This window comes from Colwellia marinimaniae (genome assembly GCF_002207865.1).
GTDB classification, from domain to species: Bacteria; Pseudomonadota; Gammaproteobacteria; order Enterobacterales; family Alteromonadaceae; genus Colwellia; species Colwellia marinimaniae.
In genome coordinates this window covers 1-499 of sequence record NZ_BDQM01000119.1, presented here as the reverse complement: position 1 = coordinate 499, position 499 = coordinate 1, and the positions used below count along the sequence as shown (strand labels likewise).

The window sequence follows — 499 nt, the reverse complement described above, 5'->3', positions numbered from 1 at the left end:
TTGTTCCATCACATCCTGAGGATGCTCTTCGAACTCTTCAAATTCTTCTTCCATATATCACCTTAAATAGTGGATTGCGGTAGTAAAGATTGTGCCTGTCTTTTAACCACATCAGGCTCGGTGGTTCTCGTGTACCCCTACAGCGAGAAATCGGATAAACTATTACAACCCCTACAGTTTGATGAGTATAGAAATGGATCCACTCGTTATTCTCGGACGAGTGTTCAGTAATGAACCTCTGGAGAGAACCATGTATATGATCGTTATCTGGGTTGGACTTCTGCTTTTAAGCCCAGATAACTGGCCTGAATATGTTAATGAGAGAATCGGTATTCCTCATGTGTGGCATGTTTTCGTCTTTGCTCTTGCATTTTCGCTAGCAATTAATGTGCATCGATTATCAGCTATTGCCAGCGCCAGATATAAGCGATTTAAGCTAAGAAAACGCATTAAGATGCAAAACGATAAAGTGCGATCAGTAATTCAAAACCTTACAGAA

The 499-nt window shown here is 40.7% G+C and carries 1 protein-coding gene; it reads left to right on the top strand.

Going from position 1 to position 499, the window contains the following annotated elements; translation table 11 throughout:
• Positions 1-250: 250 nt before the first annotated feature.
• Positions 251-499: super-infection exclusion protein B (locus MTCD1_RS18465; protein ID WP_088569003.1), on the top strand; the 249-nt coding region annotated here is incomplete at its 3' end.